Source organism: Rhodococcus sp. T2V, from assembly GCF_029269925.1.
Classification (GTDB): domain Bacteria; phylum Actinomycetota; class Actinomycetes; order Mycobacteriales; family Mycobacteriaceae; genus Rhodococcus_F; species Rhodococcus_F koreensis.
This window is the reverse complement of the sequence record NZ_JARJBD010000111.1, coordinates 1-16,720: the sequence shown is the minus strand read 5'-3', so window position 1 is coordinate 16,720 and position 16,720 is coordinate 1. Positions and strand designations below refer to the sequence as shown.

The 16,720-nt window shown below is 69.4% G+C and carries 15 protein-coding genes and 1 pseudogene; 7 read left to right on the top strand and 9 right to left on the bottom strand.

Annotation, left to right across the window (positions count from 1 at the left end; translation table 11 throughout):
• Complete coding sequence (locus P3H15_RS46385; protein ID WP_276143489.1) at nt 1–750, top strand: DNA-formamidopyrimidine glycosylase family protein; 750 nt, start codon at nt 1–3, stop codon at nt 748–750.
• Here the strand turns inward: P3H15_RS46385 and P3H15_RS46380 are convergent.
• Both P3H15_RS46380 and P3H15_RS46375 read right to left on the bottom strand, forming a co-directional pair.
• On the bottom strand, nt 747–1,478 hold the full coding sequence (locus P3H15_RS46380) for a DUF1353 domain-containing protein (protein WP_276143488.1): 732 nt from the start codon (nt 1,476–1,478) through the stop codon (nt 747–749). The genes P3H15_RS46385 and P3H15_RS46380 overlap by 4 nt on opposite strands.
• A 7-nt stretch (nt 1,479–1,485) precedes the next feature.
• Nucleotides 1,486–2,064, bottom strand: a complete 579-nt coding sequence (locus P3H15_RS46375) for a TetR/AcrR family transcriptional regulator (RefSeq protein ID WP_276143487.1) — start codon at nt 2,062–2,064, stop codon at nt 1,486–1,488.
• A 158-nt stretch (nt 2,065–2,222) separates the two neighbouring features.
• Between P3H15_RS46375 and P3H15_RS46365 the strand changes: the two are divergent.
• A pseudogene (locus tag P3H15_RS46365) lies at nt 2,223–3,076 on the top strand (oxygenase MpaB family protein).
• A 184-nt stretch (nt 3,077–3,260) separates the two neighbouring features.
• Entirely contained in the window at nt 3,261–3,797 is a 537-nt protein-coding gene (locus P3H15_RS46360; protein WP_276143486.1) for a hypothetical protein, read from the top strand.
• On the opposite strand, the gene glpD is transcribed toward P3H15_RS46360, so the two are convergent.
• Nucleotides 3,775–5,517, bottom strand: coding sequence for a glycerol-3-phosphate dehydrogenase (glpD, locus tag P3H15_RS46355; protein ID WP_276143485.1), 1,743 nt, complete (start codon nt 5,515–5,517; stop codon nt 3,775–3,777). The two genes, P3H15_RS46360 and glpD, sit on opposite strands and share 23 nt — an antisense overlap.
• A gap of 50 nt (nt 5,518–5,567) precedes the next feature.
• Here glpD and glpK point away from each other — a divergent pair, with 50 nt between their 5' ends.
• On the top strand, nt 5,568–7,061 hold the full coding sequence (glpK, locus tag P3H15_RS46350) for a glycerol kinase GlpK (RefSeq protein ID WP_276143484.1): 1,494 nt from the start codon (nt 5,568–5,570) through the stop codon (nt 7,059–7,061).
• Here glpK and P3H15_RS46345 read toward each other — a convergent pair.
• Together P3H15_RS46345 and P3H15_RS46340 are read right to left on the bottom strand one after the other, a co-directional pair.
• Nucleotides 7,046–8,230 (bottom strand): PLP-dependent aminotransferase family protein, encoded by a 1,185-nt coding sequence (locus tag P3H15_RS46345; protein ID WP_276143483.1) that lies wholly within the window; start codon nt 8,228–8,230, stop codon nt 7,046–7,048. The genes glpK and P3H15_RS46345 overlap by 16 nt on opposite strands.
• A gap of 168 nt (nt 8,231–8,398) precedes the next feature.
• Entirely contained in the window at nt 8,399–9,802 is a 1,404-nt protein-coding gene (locus tag P3H15_RS46340) for an NAD(P)H-quinone dehydrogenase (RefSeq protein ID WP_276143482.1), read from the bottom strand.
• Nucleotides 9,803–9,918: 116 nt separating this feature from the next.
• Between P3H15_RS46340 and P3H15_RS46335 the strand changes: the two genes are divergently transcribed.
• On the top strand, nt 9,919–10,380 hold the full coding sequence (locus P3H15_RS46335) for a gamma-glutamylcyclotransferase (protein WP_015890025.1): 462 nt from the start codon (nt 9,919–9,921) through the stop codon (nt 10,378–10,380).
• Nucleotides 10,381–10,412: 32 nt separating this feature from the next.
• On the opposite strand, the gene P3H15_RS46330 is transcribed toward P3H15_RS46335, so the two are convergent.
• The 3 genes from P3H15_RS46330 to P3H15_RS46320 are packed head-to-tail and all read right to left on the bottom strand — an operon-like array spanning nt 10,413 to nt 13,432.
• Nucleotides 10,413–11,564, bottom strand: coding sequence for a M20 family metallopeptidase (locus P3H15_RS46330; protein ID WP_276143481.1), 1,152 nt, complete (start codon nt 11,562–11,564; stop codon nt 10,413–10,415).
• Nucleotides 11,561–12,721: a M20 family metallopeptidase gene (locus P3H15_RS46325; RefSeq protein WP_072949019.1), complete on the bottom strand. Its 1,161-nt coding sequence runs from the start codon at nt 12,719–12,721 to the stop codon at nt 11,561–11,563. The genes P3H15_RS46330 and P3H15_RS46325 overlap by 4 nt, the downstream gene beginning before the upstream one ends.
• 12 nt (nt 12,722–12,733) lie before the next feature.
• Complete coding sequence (locus tag P3H15_RS46320; RefSeq protein ID WP_276143480.1) at nt 12,734–13,432, bottom strand: enoyl-CoA hydratase/isomerase family protein; 699 nt, start codon at nt 13,430–13,432, stop codon at nt 12,734–12,736.
• 20 nt (nt 13,433–13,452) lie between these two features.
• On the opposite strand from P3H15_RS46320, the gene P3H15_RS46315 reads away from it, so the two are divergent.
• Together P3H15_RS46315 and P3H15_RS46310 are read left to right on the top strand one after the other, a co-directional pair.
• A complete protein-coding gene (locus P3H15_RS46315; protein ID WP_276143479.1) occupies nt 13,453–14,235 on the top strand; it encodes a purine-nucleoside phosphorylase in 783 nt (260 codons plus the stop codon).
• The gene (locus P3H15_RS46310; protein WP_276143478.1) at nt 14,232–15,821 is read left to right on the top strand and encodes a phospho-sugar mutase; all 1,590 of its coding nucleotides are present in this window, start codon (nt 14,232–14,234) and stop codon (nt 15,819–15,821) included. The genes P3H15_RS46315 and P3H15_RS46310 overlap by 4 nt, the downstream gene beginning before the upstream one ends.
• Nucleotides 15,822–15,829: 8 nt before the next feature.
• On the opposite strand, the gene upp is transcribed toward P3H15_RS46310, so the two are convergent.
• Nucleotides 15,830–16,453, bottom strand: coding sequence for a uracil phosphoribosyltransferase (gene upp / locus P3H15_RS46305; RefSeq protein WP_072949014.1), 624 nt, complete (start codon nt 16,451–16,453; stop codon nt 15,830–15,832).
• Nucleotides 16,454–16,720: the final 267 nt, after the last annotated feature.

The following is a 16,720-nucleotide window of genomic DNA, read 5'->3' as shown; positions in this document are numbered from 1 at the left end:
ATGCCCGAAGGCGACACCGTCTGGCGCACCGCCAACTCGCTGCGCGACGCCCTCGAAGGCAAGGTCCTGACCCGGTGCGACGTGCGGGTGCCCCGGTACGCCACCGTCGACCTGTCCGGCCAGGTCGTCGACGAGGTGGTCAGCCGGGGAAAGCACCTCCTCATCCGGGTCGGCGACCACTCCATCCACACGCACCTGAAGATGGAGGGTGCGTGGCACATCTACGCGCCCGACTCGAGGTGGCGGCGGCCGGCGCACCAGGCGCGCATCGTGCTGGCCACCGAGGACCGGGTGGCGGTCGGGTTCTCGCTGGGCATCACCGAGATCCTCCAGCGTGACGACGAGGAGTCCGCGGTCGGCCATCTCGGTCCCGACCTGCTGGGGCCGGACTGGGATGCAGGCACGGCGGTTCGCAATCTGCGGGCGGCCGGCGAGCAGCCCATCGGTCTCGCCCTCACCGATCAGCGCAATCTGGCCGGTCTCGGCAACGTGTACCGCAACGAAGTCTGCTTCCTCCGCGGCGTCCACCCGTACACTCCGGCGGCCGAGGTGACCGACCTGCCCGCAATGGTCACGCTCGCGCATCGCATGATTCACGCCGACAAGAACAACTCGATCCGCCACCGGCCGTGGGTGTACGGGCGGGCCGGACAACGTTGCCGCCGCTGCGGAACGGTGATCGAAGGCCACGACCTCGGCCGCCAGGAGATCTTCTTCTGCACGTACTGCCAACCGCCAAGAGTGGTTTAGCGGAGGACCGTCGTCGGCGGCCCGAGCGGCGGAGGTCGGCGCGTGCGCCTGCGGCCGAGCAGCCAGGCGGCACCGTCCGGCACCCACAGCACCGCGGCTGTGCCGATCGTCAGCAGATACGTGGGCGCGATCAGGGGCAGCAGGATGCACCCCAGCAGGGCGACGGGAAAGTCTCTGCGCCACAACAGCGACAGCGGCACCGGCAGCGCGAGGAGGAGGGCGGCCAGGCCGACGTGCGAGGTCGCCACGGCCCACGGCACACCCACCACCCAGCACAGCATCCCGAGCACCTGGTGTGTGATCAGCAGGAACCGGACAACGTCGGTGAACGTCCAGAACCGGCCGACCTCGACGCCGACCCAGAAGATGCGGCTGCGGAACGGTCCGACGCCCTCGTCGAGCAGGGCGAGCCGGAACAGTTCGTCCGCGTGGCGTCGCAGCGTGTTTCCCTCCTGCCCCAGCGCGCTCGCACGTTTGCAGAGGTCGTCGTGCATGATCGCGGGAAGCAGTTGCCGGCCGTACGGCGTGAGCAGACCCTGCAGCGGCGCGGGGATCGACGCGAGATCCGTGCGGAGCAGGCACGGCATCGGGGCGCAGCCGGGCACCGTCACCACCGTGTCGCCGTGAACGTAGACGAATTCGCCGACGAGTTGGAAGAACTTGCGGTCGAGTACCCGGAGCTCGGGTTGCGGGCGAGTCGGATCGTCCACGGACACCTGGAACGGCATGCGCACCTCACTCGTGGCCGGCCTTGTTTGCCTCCACCACCAGAGTGACGCAATGCGCGACGAATTGCTCGCGCGACGCGGCAACAGTTCCGTCGAGATATCCGATGAACAGGGTCGTGAGGGCGCCCACCACTCCGACGGCGACGAGTTGCTTCTCCACCTCGTCGTCGACGGCGGAGAGCTGGTCGTGCACGAGTCCGACGAAGCCGGGCATCAGGTCGATGCCCCGCCTGCTCAGCGCGGGTTCGGACAACGGCGCAAGCAGCAGCACGCGACCCATGGCGGGATCGTCGACCATGAGTTTCACGAACGCGTCCACGGCGGCCTCGGCGCGCTCGCGTGCGGTCTCGGTGGACGCCACCGCCGCCACGAGCGCGGTCTGCGCCTGCGCTCCCACCGCGGTGTAGACCGCGCGCACGAATTCGTCCCGGTCCCGGAACGACTCGTAGAAGTACCGCTCGGTCAGCGATGCCGCACGGCAGACGGCGCGCACGTTCACGGCGGGCCCGTCCGCCGCACCGAGCAGGGCGACGCCCGCCCGCAGCAGCGCATTCCGCCGTGCTTCCCGCCGGTCCTCCAGCGTCACTCTTCTCGCCCCAATCCTTGACTACGCGTGTTGTCAGATCCTAGTCTGACAACGTGCGTAGTCACTTGAACGCGGACGGTACGCCCGTCCCGGCCTCCGCTCCCGTTCCCCTCGGCCCCGATTCGCTGACCTGGAAGTATTTCGGCGACTGGCGCGGAATGCTGCAGGGCGTGTGGGCCGGGTCGATGCAGAACATGCATCCCGGTCTCGGCGCCGGCGTCGAGGAACACTCCCGCTTCTTCGACGAGCGGTGGGAGCGGCTCTACCGGTCGCTGTACCCGATCGGCGGCGTCGTGTTCGACGGCGACCGCGCCCAGCAGACCGCGGAACAGGTCCGGGGATACCACGACACCATCAAGGGAATCGACAAACATGGCCGCAGGTACACGCCCTCGACCCCGACACGTTCTACTGGGCGCACGCCACGTTCTTCATGGGCACCATCCTGACCGGCGACAATTTCATGGGTGGCCTCACCGAGGACCAGAAGCGCCGCCTCTTCACCGAGCACATCCAGTGGTACCGCCTGTACGGGATGAGCATGCGCCCCGTCCCGGAAACCTGGGACGCGTTCTGTGAGTACTGGGATCACATGTGCCGCAACGTGCTCGAGGACAACAAGGCCACCCGCGACGTCCTCGACCTGTCCGGGCTCGGCGCTCCCCCGTTCCTGTCGTGGCTGCCCGGCCCGATCTGGGCGATCCTCCGCATCCCGGTGGCGAAGGGCTTCGTGTGGTTGACGGTCGGCATGTACGACCCGCCGGTCCGCGACCTCCTCGGCTACCGCTGGACCACACGCGACGAGCGCCTGCACACTCTCGCCGGCCGCGCCGTGAACGCCGTCTTCCGCCTCGTCCCGTGGCGGTACCGCTACCATCCGCGTGCCCGCGCCGGCTGGGACCGCGAGACCGGACGCGCTCCCGCGCACGCACCGCTCGTCCACACGCCGCGACGAAACCTTCCCCCGGTCGACCGGCGCGACGACCCCCGGCACTACAGCCCGAAAGTCTGAGTTCCCAGGGAGCTCACAGACAACGCCCACACTGCTCACGGGTTCCGGGACGACGCTGAATCACATGGAATTCATCGCTGTTTCAGCCCTCGTCGTCATGGCGCTCTCCGGGGTCGTCGCCGCACACGCACCGAAATCGCTCGTCCACACTCGCTGACCGCGTGCGCGTGGAATGCTCGGGGCCATGGAGTGGGACCTTCCGAAACTCTTCAACCGCCCCGCGCAGCTGGCCGACGCCCCGATCGACACCGAGCGCGTCGCCCGGCGCATCAGCGCCTACATCTACGGCAACATCCTCGTCCTCGCCGCGCTGATCCCCGTCACCAAAGCGCAGGAAACCCTCGGCATCGCGATCGTCGTCGGAGCCGCTCTGTCCACCTTCCTCGCGCATCTGTTCGCCGAGTCCGTCGGCCAGACACTGCGTCTCGACCGCACCCTCACCCACGCCGAACGCAGCGGGGAACTCCGTGACGGCCTGCCCATCCTCACGTCGGCCGTCGTCCCCAGCGTCATCCTGTGCACCGCGCTGATCGGCTGGCTGGAGCCGAGGACGGCACAGTTGATCGCCGAACTGGTGATGATCACCCGGATCGCGTCGATCAGTTACGTGATCAGCCATCTCCGCCGCGAGAAGGTCACGTCCGGCACCCACTGGGCGGCGATCGGCCTCGCCGCCGTCGCAGCGGCCATCGTGGTGATCAAGGTATTTCTGACACACTGACCGGCGGTTCGAGCAGTTCGATCCGCGATTCCGGTGCCGCCGCCCGCAACGCGTCGGCGGACAGGTCGTCCGGCTGCGCCTGCGACTGCACCTCCGCCTCCACCCGCGCCTGGTACGTCTTCACCTCGCGGTCCACGTCGTCGGCGTCCCAGCCGAGGACCGGCGCGACCAGTTGCGCCACCTGCTCGGCACAGTTCACACCCCGGTGCGAGTACTCGATCGCGATGCGGGTACGCCGGGCGAGGATGTCGTCGAGATGCAGCGCGCCCTCGGCCGCCGCCGCGTACACGACCTCGACCTGCAGGTAGGCGGGCGCGTCGGTGAGGGGCTGGAGAAGTTCCGGCTTGTCGGACGCCAGGTCGAGTACCTCGCCGATCAGCGAGCCGTACCGGTCCAGCAGGTGCTTCACCCGGTACGGGTGCAGACCGTACAGCTGGCCGAGGTGCACGGTCTGGTTGACCAGCGCGAAGTACCCGTCCGCACCCACGAGCGGCACCTTCTCGGTGATGGACGGCGCCATCCGCGCCGGAATGTCCTCGGCCGCGAGATCCACGGCGTCCTCGGCCATCACACGGTAGGTGGTGTACTTGCCGCCCGCGATGGCGACGAGGCCCGGTGCCACGCGCGCGACGGCGTGCTCGCGCGACAGCTTCGACGTCTCGTCGCTCTCCCCGGCGAGCAGCGGACGCAGACCCGCGTAGACACCGTCGATGTCCTCGTGGGTCAGCGACGTCACCAGCACCTTGTTGACGTGACCGAGGATGTAGTCGATGTCGGCCTTGGTGGCCGCAGGGTGCGCGAGGTCGAGGTTCCAGTCCGTGTCGGTGGTGCCGATGATCCAGTGACTACCCCACGGAATGACGAACAGCACCGATTTCTCGGTGCGGAGGATGATCGCGGCGTCGCTGACGATCCGGTCGCGGGGCACCACGATGTGGACGCCCTTGGACGCGCGGACGCGGAACCGGCCGCGTTGCCGCGACAGCGCCTGGATCTCGTCGGTCCACACCCCGGTCGCGTTGATGACGACGTGCGCCTTCACGTCGGCGGTGCGCCCGTCCTCGCAGTCCCGGATGCGTACCCCGGACACCCGGTCCGCCTCCCGCAGGAAACCGACCACCTGCGTCGACGTCCGCACGACCGCACCGTAGTGGGCGGCGGTGCGGGCGACGGTCATGGTGTGCCGGGCGTCGTCGACGACGGTGTCGTAGTACTGGATGCCGCCGGTCAGCGAGTTGCGCTTGAGCCCGGGCGCCATCCGCAGCGCACCCGCGCGGGTCAGATGCTTCTGCGGCGGAACCGATTTGGCGCCGCCCATCCGGTCGTAGAGGAAGATGCCTGCCGCCATGTAGGGCCGCTCCCACAGCCGGTGAGTGATCGGGAACAGGAACTTGAGCGGCTTCACCAGGTGCGGTGCGAGGGTGGTCAGCGACAGCTCACGCTCCCGGAGCGCCTCCCGCACCAGTCCGAACTCGAGCTGCTCGAGATAGCGCAGCCCGCCGTGGAACATCTTCGACGAGCGGCTCGACGTTCCGGACGCGTAGTCGCGCGCCTCCACCAACGCCACCTTCAGCCCGCGGGTGGCCGCGTCCAGGGCCGCACCGGCACCGACCACACCACCGCCGATCACGACGACGTCGAACTGTTCGGTCTGCAGCTCGTCCCAGGCGGCATCGCGCTGCCGGGGACCGAGGAACTGCACACCAGGCTGACTACTCAACTCGGGCTCCTGTGAGATGACGACGGATTCATGCCCAGGCTAGTAGCTTCATGCGTGTGATTCAGTACATCGCCGCGATAGACCAGGGCACCACCTCCAGCCGCTGCATGATCTTCGATCACGACGGCGCCGTGGTGAGCGTCGCCCAGAAGGAACACGAGCAGTTCTTTCCGCGCGCGGGCTGGGTGGAGCACGACCCGCAGCAGCTGTGGATCAACACCCGCGAGGTGGTGGCGTCCGCGCTCGCGAAGGCCGATCTCACCAAACGCGACATCGCCGCGATCGGCATCACCAATCAGCGCGAGACGGCGGTCGTGTGGGACCGGAACACCGGAGAACCCGTGTACAACGCCATCGTCTGGCAGGACACGCGCACCGACCAGCTGTGCACACAGCTCGGCGGCGACGAGGGCCCGGGCCGCTACCAGAAGCGCACCGGTCTACCGCTGTCCACGTATTTCTCGGGGCCGAAGGTCCGCTGGATTCTCGACAACGTCGAGGGCGCCCGCGAGAGGGCGGAGGCGGGTGAGCTCTGCTTCGGCACGATCGACAGCTGGATTCTGTGGCACATCACCGAGGGCACCCACGTGACGGATGTCACCAACGCGTCCCGCACGCTGTTGATGAATCTCGAGACCCTCGACTGGGATCCGGAGATCTGCGCCGATTTCGACATCCCGATGTCGATGCTGCCGGAGATCCGCAGCTCGTCGGAGGTGTACGGCGTGGGACGCGAACGGGGGACGCTGCCGGGTGTGCCCGTCGCGGGGATCCTCGGCGATCAGCAGGCCGCGACGTTCGGGCAGGCCTGCCTGTCCGAAGGCGAAGCGAAGAACACGTACGGGACGGGGAACTTCCTGCTGCTCAACACGGGGACCACTCCCGTGCACAGCAAGCACGGCCTTCTCACCACCGTCTGCTACAAGATCGGCGACGCACCTGCCGTCTACGCGCTCGAGGGATCCGTGGCCGTCACCGGTTCGCTGGTGCAGTGGCTGCGCGACAACCTGGGAATCATCAGTTCGGCCAAGGACATCGAGGATCTGGCGAAGTCCGTCGACGACAACGGCGGCGCCTACTTCGTGCCCGCGTTCTCCGGGTTGTTCGCCCCCCGCTGGCGGCCCGACGCCCGCGGGGCGATCGTCGGACTCACCCGGTTCGTGAACAAGGGCCACCTCGCCAGGGCCGCCCTCGAGGCCACCGCGTATCAGACCCGTGAGGTGATCGAGGCGATGCGCGCCGATTCGGGCGTCGAACTGGCCTCGCTCAAGGTGGACGGCGGCATGGTCGTCAACGAGACGCTCATGCAGTTCCAGTCCGACATCCTCGCGGTGCCCGTCATCCGGCCCGTCGTCAACGAGACGACGGCGCTGGGCGCCGCGTACGCCGCGGGCCTGGCCGTCGGCTTCTGGGAGAGCGAGGACGACATCCGCGCGAACTGGGCCGTCGACAAGACCTGGGAGCCCGGGATGGACGAGGCCGAGTCCACCCGGCTGTACGCCGAGTGGAACAAGGCGGTCGAGCGGACCTACGACTGGGCGTGATCGGCGTACGCGTCGCCGAGCCTCGCCGCCGCACCCGTCAGCACGTCTTCCGAACAGGTCGCGAAGCACAGCCGCAGCGCACTCCGGTGCTCCGCGGCGACGCCGAACGCCGATCCGGGGACGAAGGCCACGCCGTGCTCGACGGCGGTCTGCAGCAGCGCCGCCGTGTCGACGTCGGCGCTTGTGAACTCGGTCCAGCAGAACATTCCGCCCACGGCCGAGGACACGCCGGCGCGGTCGCCGAACGTCGAGGCGACACCGTCGGCGAGTGCCCGGGCCCGGGACCCGTAGCGGGCACGCAGCATCTCCAGGTGCAGGTCCAGCCACGACTCGTCCGACAGCAGTCCGGCGGCGATCCGGTGGGTCAATGACGAACCGCAGAGGTCCGCACCCTGCTTGAGCAGTTCGACGGCCTCGCACACCCGCCGGTCGCCGTGCAGCCACCCGACCCGCAGCGCGGGTGCCAGGATCTTCGAGGCGCTGGACAACCGGATCACCCGGTCCGACAGCGCCGCGACGGGCGCGGGCGGCGGCCCGTCGAAGAAGAGTTCGCCGTACGGGTCGTCCTCGATCACCCAGAAGCCGTAGCGATCGGCCAGTGCAGCGAGGTGTTCCCGGCGCCCGGCCGCCAGGACGACGCCGCGCGGGTTGTGGAAATTGCTCACCGTGTGGACGACGGCGGGCCGCAGTCCGGCCTCGAGCATGCCCTGCAGGGCGGCGGTGTCCATGCCGTCGGCATCGAGTGGGACGGACCGGACGTCGGCCTCCGCGGCACGGAACACCTGCAGCGCTCCGGTGTATGCGGGTTCCTCGACGATCACGACGTCGCCGGGGTCGAGCAGCACCTGCGCGAGCAGGCTCAGCGCCTGCTGCGAGCCGTGCGTGACGACGACGTCCGCGGCGCCCAGCGGCCGGCCGATCTTCGCGCCCTCGCGGGCGGCGAGCACGTCGCGGAGCTTGCGCAGCCCGGTGGTCTCGCCGTACTGGACGGACGCCGGGTCCGCGAGCGCGAGTTCGGCTTCCTTCCGGATCCGTTCCCGCGGAATGAATTCGGGATCCGGCAGCCCGCCCGCGAGGCTGACCACGTCGGGCCGGGCGGTGAGGGTGAGAAGGTCACGGATGGCGGAGCTGTGCAGCCCCTCCATGCGGCGGGCAAGTGATTGCGGCATGTCGACTCCCAGGAGGCACGTCAAAGCGGAGATCAGGTGAGGAACACCCTGTCCGTCCTGGGTCTGCGGGGCGGGAGAGCGCCGAGGCACGGCCGATGATTTCGGACCGTGCCTCGACTATCTCACCGCAGGAGCCACCATGTGAAATGCGATTCTCACATTTCGGGATCAGTCCAGGTCGTCGTGCCGCATCAGCTGGCGAGCCGCCTCGGTGATCGACCCCGTCAGCGACGGGTACACCGAGAACGTCGCGGCGAGATCGTTGACGGTGAGGTTGTTCTGGACGGCGATGGCGATGGGCAGGATCAGCTCCGACCCGTTGGGGGCCACCACCACGCCGCCGATCACCACACCGGTGGCCGGACGGCAGAAGATCTTCACGAAACCGCGGCGCAGCCCGGACATCTTCGCACGCGGGTTGGTGTTGAGCGGGAGCATGACGGTGCGGGCGGGGACCTCGCCGTCGTCGATCGCGGCCTGGCTGACGCCGACGGTCGCGATCTCGGGGCGGGTGAACACGGCCGACGCCACCGTCTTCAGCTTGATGGGGCTGACGCCCTCACCGAGCGCGTGGTACATCGCGATGCGGCCCTGCATGGCGGCGACGGACGCCAACGGCAGCAGACCGGTGCAGTCGCCCGCGGCGTAGATCCCGGACACCGGGGTCCGCGACACCCGGTCCACGCGCAGGTAGCCGCCCTTGTCGAGTTCGATCCCGACCTTCTCCAGCCCGAGGCCCTGCGTGTTGGGCACCGAACCGACGGTCATCAGGGCGTGGCTGCCCTCGACGGTGCGGCCGTCCGCGAGGACGACGACGATGCCGTCCTCGGTGCGCTTGACGGCGTCGGCCCGTGCGTGCTTGACGAGGGTGACGCCGCGTTCGGCGAGGACGTCCTCGAGAACGAGGGCGGCGTCGGCGTCCTCACCGGGCAGGACGCGGTCGCGGCTGGACACCAGGGTGACCTTGACGCCCATCTCGGTGTAGGCGGACACGAACTCGGCCCCGGTCACACCGGAACCGACGACGACGAGGTGCGTGGGCAGCTCGTCGAGGTCGTAGAGGTCGCGCCACGTCAGGATCCGCTCGCCGTCCGGCTCCGCCCCGGGGATCACCCGGGGGCTCGCGCCGGTGGCGATGAGGACGACGTCGGCATCCAAGGTCTTCTGCTCGCCGTTCGAGAGGGTCGCACACACCTGGTGCGACGCCATGCCGAGCCGCTGGTCGGTGAGCTCGGCGGTGCCCGACAGCAGTTCGACACCCACGGTCTGCAGCCGCGTGCGGATGTCGGAGGACTGCGCCTGCGCGAGGCTCTTCACACGGGCGTGGATCTTCGGCAGGGCGACCGTGGCCTGCTCGGGATCGAGCGCAATCCCCAGGTCGGTGGCGCGCCGCATGTCGGTGCGGACTCCGGTGGAGGCGATGAAGGTCTTGGACGGCACGCAGTCGAACAGAACGCAGGCGCCGCCCACCCCGTCCGAATCGATCAAGGAGACGGAGGCGCCGTGCTGTGCGGCCACCAACGCTGCCTCGTATCCGGCAGGCCCGCCACCAATGATCACGATTCGGGTCATCTGTCCTCCAATTCACCTGTCGACCGGGGTCTCCGGCCGGCTTTTCCTACGATCGCAGCGCGGCGTGTCGTGCACTGCATGCAACAGATTACTAGCCACCGTTTAGGCTTGCCGCCGTGTCGATCTATGCCGCCTACGGGTCCAACATGCATCCCGAGCAGATGTTGCAGCGCTGCCCTCATTCGCCGATGGCGGGGACGGGCTGGCTGCACGGCTGGCGACTGACGTTCAGTGGCGGGGACATCGGCTGGGAGGGCGCACTCGCCACCGTGGTCGAGGACCCCGATTCCAAGGTGTTCGTCGTGCTCTACGACGTCCCCGAGGAGGACGAGGTCAGCCTCGACCGATGGGAGGGCTCCGAACTCGGCATCCACCGCAAGATCCGCGTCCGCGTGGACACCGTCGGCGAACCCGAACTCGCCTGGTTGTACGTGCTCGACGCGTACGAGGGCGGCCTGCCGTCGGCCCGCTACCTCGGGGTGATGGCCGACGCCGCGGAGATCGCCGGGGCCCCCGCCGACTACGTGCGCGACCTGCGTACCCGCAACAGCCGCAACGTCGGACCGGGCACCGAATAGCACCGCCCGGCAGAACCGCCTGGTGCTGCGCCTCAGCCCAGCACCAGGCTCGACAGCACCCGCACGCCGACGCCGAGCGCCCGCTCGTCCAGATCGAACGTGGGCTGGTGGATGTCGAGTTGCTCGCCGGCGCCCGACCAGACGCCGAGCCGGGCCATCGCGCCGGGCACCTCTTCGAGATACCAGGAGAAGTCCTCGCCGCCGCCCGACTGCGGCGTGTCGGCGAGGGCGTCCGGGCCGACGGTGCGGATCGCGTCCTCGAACATGCGCGTCGACACCTCGTCGTTGACGACGGGCGGGACGCCGCGGCGGTAGTTCAGCTGGTACCGCACCCCGGTGGGAGCCAGGAGTCCGTGGACGATCTCCCGGACCAGCGGCTCGAGCATCTCCCACGTCTCGTGATCGCCGGTCCGCACGGTGCCGGTCATCATGCCGGTCTGCGGGATGGCGTTGGGGGCCCGGCCGGCGCTCACGGCGCCCCACACCATGACGGTGCCGGTGCGCGGGTCGATCCGCCTGCTGAGCATGCCCGGCAGTCCGGTGACGACGGTTCCCAGTGCGAACACGAGGTCGGTGGTCAGGTGCGGACGCGACGTGTGGCCGCCCGGCGAGTCGAGCACGACCTCGATCGTGTCGGCCGCGGACGTGATCGCGCCGAGTCGCACCCCGACGCGGCCGGCCGCGAGCCGCGGATCGCAGTGCAGGGCGAAGATCCGCGACACGCCCTCGAGCCGTCCGGCCGCGACGACCTCCAGCGCACCGCCCGGCATTACCTCCTCGGCCGGCTGGAAGATGAGCCGGACACCCACCGGCAGGTCGGGGATCTCGCTGAGGGCGAGACCGGTTCCCAGCAGGATGGTGGTGTGCGCGTCGTGCCCGCACGCGTGCGACACGCCCGGCACCGTCGACGAGTACGTGGCACCGGTGAGTTCCTGGAGCGGGAGCGCGTCCATGTCGGCGCGCAACGCGATGCGGGGACCGTCCGACGGCCCGAGATCGCATGTGAGCCCCGTTCCCCCGGGCAGCAGTTCGGGTGACAGTCCCGCCGCGGCCAGGCGGGTCGCCACGAATTCCGTCGTCGCGTACTCGTGTCGCGCGAGTTCGGGATTGGCGTGGATGTGCCGACGCCACTGGGAGAGTTCGTCGGTGTGAGCGAGAATCCATTTGTCGACTGCCGCGTTCACCGGCGATCAACTCCTTCCAACAGCCGCACCCGCTGTTCGTCGTCCGTCGCAGCGCGAACTGCCGTGCGAGCCAGGGCAATCGCTCCGTCGATCACGGCCAGGTCGGCGGATTCGGTGATGCACGCCGCCGCGAACTGCGGCTGATGCGTCACCGCACCTCCCGAGTCGAGGCCGATGATCGGGTGAATTCCGGGCAGGACGTTGGTGACGTTGCCCATGTCGGTGCTGCCCAGCGGGCGGACGCCTTCCCATTCGAGCGGCAACGGCGTCCGTCCCATGTCGAGGATCTGCTCCCGGTACGTCGCCACCAGCCAGGGGTCCGGTGTCAGTTCCGTGTACGTGGGCGACACCGTGCGGATCTCGTGGGTACACCCGGTGGCGAGTGCCCCGGCCGCGAAGCACGCTTCCGCCCGGGCCGTCAGCTCGGACAGCGCCCACGCCGTCTCGGCGCGCAGGTAGTACAGCATTTCGGAGCGGGCGGGAACGATGTTGGGCGCGGTGCCGCCGTCGGAGACGATGCCGTGGATCTGCTGTCCCGGCGAGAGATGTTGGCGCAGCAGGCCGATACCGACCTGCGCGACGGTCGCGGCGTCGGCGGCGTTGCGCCCGAACTCCGGCGCGGCCGACGCGTGCGCTTCGCGGCCGTTGAACGTGACCGCGATGTCGGCCAGCGCGAGCGACGTCGCTCCCGTGATGTCGATCGGACCCGGATGCACCATCAGTGCGGCCGCGACCCCGTCGAAGACACCCTTCTCGAGCATGGCGATCTTCCCGCCGCCGCTCTCCTCCGCGGGCGTCCCGATGACCCGCACCGTGATCCCGAGCCGTTCTGCCACGGTGGCGAGCGCGACGCCGGCGCCGACCGCGGACGCCGCGATGATGTTGTGCCCGCACGCGTGCCCGATCTCCGGCAGCGCGTCGTATTCGGCGCAGATGCCGATGACGAGGTCGCCGCTGCCGAATGTGGCGTCGAACGCCGTCGGCAGGTCCGCGATGCCCGTGCGCACGTCGAACCCGCTGCGTTTGAGCAGTTCGGTGATCTTCGCGACGCTCCGGAACTCCTCGAACGCGAGTTCCGGTTCGCTGTGGATCGAATGGGACAGCGCGATCAGATCGGTCTCGATTGACCTGACCGCCGCCTCGACATCCGCATTCACGTGCTCATTCTCTCACCCGAAGCTGAAGTTGCTCTTGTCCGTCGCCGTGGCGAGCGCGGCGAGGGCGTCGTGATGGATTCCGCGCTTGATCCCGGCCAGGTTGGCGCCGCGGGTCGCGGTGAGCGCGGCAGCCCGTGTCACGGCGGCGGAGAGGACGGCGTCTCCCTCCTCGATCTGGTCGACGATGCCCGCGGCGAGCGCGTCGGAACCGCCGTAGCGGCGACCGGTCGTCATCGCCTCGACCGCGGTCTGCTTGGGCAGGCGCGTGTTCAGGAGCGCCGACATCCCGACGGTGAACGGCATGTTCAGCGACACCTCGGGAAGGCAGTAGAAGCCGCGGTCGGCGCGCATCACCCGGAAGTCGTGCGACGTGGCGAGCATCGCGCCGGCACCGAAAGCGTGCCCCTGGACGGCGGCGACGGTGGCCATCGGGAACGCGAGCAGGCGGCTGTAGATCGTGTGCACGCGGTCGAGGTAGTCCGGGAGCTTGTCCGTGTTGGCGAAGATCCACGTGGTGTCCAGACCGTTCGTGAAGAATTTGCCCGTCGCGGTCGTCACCAGCGCTGCCGGACCCTCGTGGGCTTCGACCTCGTCGAGCGCGGCGTGGGTGGCGTCGATCCAATCCGGGTGGAAGCGGTTCTCGTTGTCCGTCTCGCCCTCGGTACCGAGGTACAGGATGAATACGTCGCCATCGCGATCGAGATAGGGCATGAGTGGAAGACTATCGCCTCATGGGAACGCCAGACGCCGCGGCCGCCGCGCTCGCCGCGCACACGAACTGCGCCGAACACTCGATCGCCGTCGTCCTCGGATCGGGGTGGAATGCCGCCGCCGACCGGTTCGGCGAATCACTCTGCACCGTCCCGATGGCCGACCTCCCGGGGTTCACCCCGCCGTCCGCCGCGGGACACGCCGGAACGATCCGCTCCGTGGAGGTGGGCGGCAAACGGATCCTCGTCCTGCTCGGCCGCACCCACGCCTACGAGGGCCATCCGCTGTCGTCCGTCGTCCACCCGGTGCGCACGGCCATCGCCGCCGGGGCGACGACCGTCATCCTGACGAACGCCGCAGGCGGGATCCGCGAGGACTTCACCGTCGGACAGCCGGTGCTGATCAGCGATCACCTCAACCTCACGGCCCGGTCACCACTCGTGGGCGCCGAGTTCGTGGACCTCGTCGACGCGTACGACCCCGAACTGCGGGCCCTCGCCCGCGACATCGACGGATCGCTCAGCGAAGGCGTCTACGCCGGTCTGCCGGGCCCGCACTACGAGACCCCGGCCGAGATCCGCATGCTGCGGACGATCGGCGCCGACCTCGTCGGCATGTCCACCGTCCACGAGACGATCGCAGCGCGGGCGCTCGGCGCCAGAGTCCTCGGGATCTCGATGGTGACGAACCTCGCGGCGGGCATCACCGGCGAGCACCTGAACCACGAGGAGGTCCTCGCCGCCGGCCGGGCGTCCGCCGATCGCATGGGCGGGCTCCTGCGAGAACTGGTGGAACGCTTGTGAACGATCCGATCGCGGACTGGATCGACGCCGACCCCGACCCCCGCACGCGGGCGGAACTCGCGAACCTGTCCGCCGACGAACTCGCCGACCGCTTCGCCGCGCCGCTGAGTTTCGGGACCGCGGGACTGCGCGGCCCGGTGCGGGCAGGCCCGAACGGCATGAACCTCGCCGTCGTGATTCGCACGACCGCCGGGCTGGCCGCATGGCTGAAAGATCGCTGCCTGGGCGGCTCCACCGTCGTCGTCGGGCGCGACGCGCGGCACGGATCGGAGAAGTTCGCCGTCGCCGCCGCGGAAGTGCTGGCGGGCGCGGGATTCTCGGTCGTCTTCCTCCCCCGTCCCCTGCCCACCCCGATCGTCGCGTTCGCGGTCCGCCGCCTCCGGGCCGCCGCCGGCGTGCAGATCACCGCCTCCCACAATCCCGCCGCCGACAACGGGTACAAGGTCTACCTCGACGGCGGCGCCCAGTTGATCTCGCCGTCCGACCGGGAGATCGAGGCGGCGATCACAAGGATCGGGCGGGCCGATCTCGTGCCCCGGATCCCGGTGACCCCGGCGTCCGAGGAACTCCCCGACCGCTACGTCGACCGGGTCGCGTCCCTACCGAGGGGCGGGTCGCGATCCGTCCGGATCGCGCTCACCGCCATGCACGGCGTCGGCGGCGAGACCGCGCTCGCCGCACTGAAATCCGCCGGGTTCACCGACGTCCACACCGTCGCCGCGCAATTCGACCCCGACCCGGACTTCCCGACCGTCGAGTTCCCCAATCCCGAGGAGCCGGGCGCCTCGGACGCCGTCCTCGCGCTCGCCGCGGACGTCGACGCCGACCTCGCACTGGCCCTCGACCCCGACGCGGACCGGTGCGCGGTCGGTGTACGCGGGCCGGACGGCTGGCGGATGCTCCGCGGAGACGAGACGGGGGTCCTGCTCGGCGACCACGTCCTCGCATCCGCCCCGGCGGATTCACTCGTCGCGACGACGATCGTCTCGTCCGCACTCCTCGGGAAGCTCGCCGCGGCCCGCGGCGCCCGCTTCGCCCGCACCCTCACCGGCTTCAAGTGGCTCGTCCGGGCGGGCGAGGGTCTCGTGTACGCATACGAGGAGGCGATCGGTCACTGCGCCGACCCGGAGTCGGTGCGCGACAAGGACGGTATCTCCGCGGCGGTGGTGGCCGCCGACCTCGCGGCCACCCTGCGGGCAGACGGGACGACACTCCCCGACCGGCTGGACGACTACGCGCTCGAATTCGGGTTGCACGCCGGCGACCAGGTGTCGCGCCGCGTCACCGACCTCGCCGACATCACCGCGATGATGCGACGACTGCGGGCGGACCTGCCGGCCGAACTGGCCGGTGAGCCCGTCGAGGCCACCGATCTGGCGGAACTGCGCGGGCAGTCCCGCACCGACGCCGTCGTCCTCGCCGGGTCGACGGTCCGGGTGGTCGTGCGCCCCTCCGGGACCGAACCCAAGCTCAAGTGCTACCTGGAGGTGGTCGTCCCGGTGCCGGATCGATCGGCGCTACCCACGGCGCGCGAGACGGCCGCGACGCGGTTGAACCTGTTGCGCGAGTTCGCCGAAGCCCTGTAGCCGAGGCGTCAGCGCGGCCCGAACTGGCGGTCACCGGCGTCGCCGAGGCCGGGCACGATGAACGCGTCCCCGTTCAGTCCCTCGTCGACCGCCGCGGTGACGAGTCGCACGGGATGGCCGGACGCCGTGAGGGCGGCAACCCCTTCGGGCGCCGCGACGACGCACACGGCGGTGACGTCCGTGGCGCCGCGGGCGACGAGCAGGTCGATCGTGTGCACCATCGAACCGCCGGTGGCCAGCATCGGGTCGAGGACGTACACCGGAATGCCGGACAGGTCCGCGGGGAGCGACTCGAGATACGGCACCGGCAGATGCGTATCTTCGTCGCGGGCCATGCCGACGAAACCGACTCGCGCCTGCGGGATCAGGCTGCTGGCCTGCTCGACCATGCCCAGCCCGGCACGCAGGACAGGAACGAGCAGCGGCGGATGGCTGAGCCGCACCCCGTCGGTGGTCGCGATGGGTGTGACCACGTCGAACGTGTCGACCGGAGCCTCGCGCATCGCCTCGTACACCAGCATGTGCGTCAGCCTTCGCAAGGCGGCACGAAATGTGGCATTGTCGCTGCGCGCATCGCGCATCGTGGTCAGGAGGACTGCTGCGAGCGGGTGGTCGACGACGTGCGTGTTCATGCTCGAAGAATAAGGGGGCGCGCGTCGAGATTTCACAGGAGCGCAATTCTCGGCGAATCGGGGGGTGGAACCGGATCGGTTTCCCCCCGCGTCCAATATGGTGACCGGTTTGACGTCCTCTCGGCCGTGAACGACCGAGATTCCCCTCGGGACTCACGTCCCGAGGTTCCTGTTTCACCGACAGTTGCCACCCCACGCTTTAGGTGCGGGGCGGTCTCACACCGTCTCCGCAGGCTGCCACCGTCAGTCCGACGGCCAAAATGTTCC